The organism is Algoriphagus chordae (genome assembly GCF_003254055.1).
Taxonomy (GTDB): Bacteria; Bacteroidota; Bacteroidia; order Cytophagales; family Cyclobacteriaceae; genus Algoriphagus; species Algoriphagus chordae.
Window position 1 is genome coordinate 1 of record NZ_QKZT01000039.1, and the last position, 2,979, is coordinate 2,979.

The 2,979-nt window shown below is 50.3% G+C and carries 1 rRNA gene; it reads left to right on the forward strand.

What is annotated here, in order from left to right:
* Positions 1–68: 68 nt before the first annotated feature.
* Positions 69–2,948, forward strand: a 23S ribosomal RNA gene (locus LV85_RS21905).
* Positions 2,949–2,979 lie beyond the last annotated feature (31 nt).

Consider the following 2,979-nt stretch of genomic DNA (forward strand, 5'->3'; position numbering starts at 1 on the left):
AAGTTCATTGACATGTTGAGCAGAAATTGTAACAGACGTCCCGAGTAATCGGGACAGAAAAAGTAGAAGAGTAAGTGAATAAGGGCGCACGGGGGATGCCTAGGCTCTCAGAGGCGAAGAAGGACGTGATAAGCTGCGAAAAGCTACGGGGATCGGCCAATGCGATTTGATCCGTAGATGTCCGAATGGGGCAACCCAGTCTTTTAAGACTATTCCGTAAGGAAAGCGAACGTGGGGAACTGAAACATCTAAGTACCCATAGGAGGAGAAAATAATAATGATTCCGTAAGTAGTGGCGAGCGAACGCGGAAGAGCCCAAACCGTTCATGTTACGGCATGGACGGGGTTGTAGGACCTGTATAATCAACATCAATCCGACGAGAACAGCGTGGGAAAGCTGACCAGAGAGGGTGAGAGTCCCGTATTGGAAGGATTGATAGCGAGACGGGTATCCTGAGTAGGTCGGGACCGGAGAAATCCCGATTGAAACTGCCGGCACCATCCGGTAAGGCTAAATACTCCTGAGAGACCGATAGTGAACTAGTACCGTGAGGGAAAGGTGAAAAGTACCGTGAATAACGGGGTGAAATAGAACCTGAAACCGTGCGCTTACAAGCGGTCGGAGCTACTGTGTGTAGTGACGGCGTGCCTTTTGCATAATGAGCCTACGAGTTACTCCTCATCGGCAAGGGTAAGGTATTCAGTACCGTACCCGGAGCGAAAGCGAGTCTGAAAGGGCGCTTTAGTCGGTGGGGGTAGACGCGAAACTTAGTGATCTACCCATGGCCAGGTTGAAGTTGTGGTAACACACAATGGAGGACCGAACCGATAAACGTTGAAAAGTTTCCGGATGAGCTGTGGGTAGGGGTGAAAGGCTAATCAAACTGAGAAATAGCTCGTACTCCCCGAAATGTTTTTAGGAACAGCGTCGGGAATTGTATGATGGAGGTAGAGCTACCGATAGGACTAGGGGGAGTCAAATCCTACCAAATCCTGACGAACTCCGAATGCCATCATATAGAACCGGCAGTGAGGGCTTGGGTGCTAAGGTCCAAGTCCGAGAGGGAAAGAACCCAGACCTTCCGCTAAGGTCCCAAAATCTATGTTAAGTTGAACAAAGGTGGTCCAGTTGCAGAGACAGCCAGGAGGTTAGCTTGGAAGCAGCTATTCCTTTAAAGAGTGCGTAACAGCTCACTGGTCGAGCGACAGGGCGTCGATAATAATCGGGCATCAAACATAGTACCGAAGCGAAGGATTGTACCCTGATTTATCAGGGGCAGTGGTAGGGGAGCATTCCAACGACAGTGAAGGTGTGGCGTAAGCTGCGCTGGAGTTTTTGGAAAAGCAAATGTAGGCATAAGTAACGATAATGCGGGCGAGAAACCCGCACACCGTAAGACCCAGGTTTCCTGATCAACGCTAATCGGATCAGGGTTAGTCGGGACCTAACGCGAACCCGAAAGGGGTAGTGGATGGACAATGGATTAATATTTCCATACTAATTATACAAGTGATGGAGTGACGGAGTGATGAAAGATCCGCGCGGTGACGGAATACCGCGTTAAAGGTTGTAGGTATTGGACACATAGTTAAATGCGTGAGTCTAGCCGAAGCTGATAGTACTGAGCGTTTACGGACAATCAGATAGTGATCCTAAGGGCTTCCAAGAAAAACTTCTAGCGTTAAGCGTATAATTACCCGTACCGCAAACCGACACAGGTGGTCGAGGAGAGTATCCTAAGGTGCTCGAGTGAATCATGGCTAAGGAACTCGGCAAAATAGCCCTGTAACTTCGGGAGAAGGGGCGCCTCTGGCAACAGAGGCCGCAGTGAAGAGGCCCAGGCGACTGTTTAACAAAAACACATGGCTTTGCAAAGTTTAAAGACTAAGTATAAGGCCTGACACCTGCCCGGTGCTGGAAGGTTAAGAGGGGATGTTATCGTAAGAGACGCATTGAATCGAAGCCCCAGTAAACGGCGGCCGTAACTATAACGGTCCTAAGGTAGCGAAATTCCTTGTCGGGTAAGTTCCGACCTGCACGAATGGTGTAACGATCTGGGCACTGTCTCAGCCATGAGCTCGGTGAAATTGTAGTCGCGGTGAAGATGCCGCGTACCCGCAACGGGACGGAAAGACCCCATGCACCTTTACTGCAACTTAGTATTGGTACTGGACAAATGATGTGTAGGATAGGTGGGAGACATTGAAGCGGGTTCGCTAGGATTCGTGGAGTCACTGTTGAAATACCACCCTTTATTTGTTTGGTATCTAACCCGTGAATACGGGGACATTGCTTGGTGGGTAGTTTGACTGGGGTGGTCGCCTCCAAAAGGATAACGGAGGCTTCCAAAGGTTCCCTCAGTACGCTTGGTAACCGTACGAGGAGTGCAATAGCATAAGGGAGCTTGACTGTAAGGCCGACAAGCCGAGCAGGGTGGAAACACGGGTATAGTGATCCGGCGGTTTTGAATGGAAGAGCCGTCGCTCAAAGGATAAAAGGTACGCTGGGGATAACAGGCTGATCTCCCCCAAGAGCTCATATCGACGGGGAGGTTTGGCACCTCGATGTCGGCTCGTCACATCCTGGGGCTGAAGAAGGTCCCAAGGGTTGGGCTGTTCGCCCATTAAAGTGGCACGCGAGCTGGGTTCAGAACGTCGTGAGACAGTTCGGTCCCTATCTGTTGCGGGCGTGGGAAGTTTGCGAGGACCTGACCTTAGTACGAGAGGACCGGGTTGGACTGACCGCTGGTGTACCGGTTGTGATGCCAATTGCATTGCCGGGTAGCTACGTCGGGAAGAGATAAGCGCTGAAAGCATCTAAGTGCGAAACTCCCCTCAAGATGAGACTTCCAAATAGGGCCGTCAGAGACGATGACGTTGATAGGCTACAGGTGTAAAGGCAGTAATGTCATAGCTGAGTAGTACTAATTGCCCAAAAACTTACCCTACGTTTGTTACAGTTTCTGCAAAGACATGTTA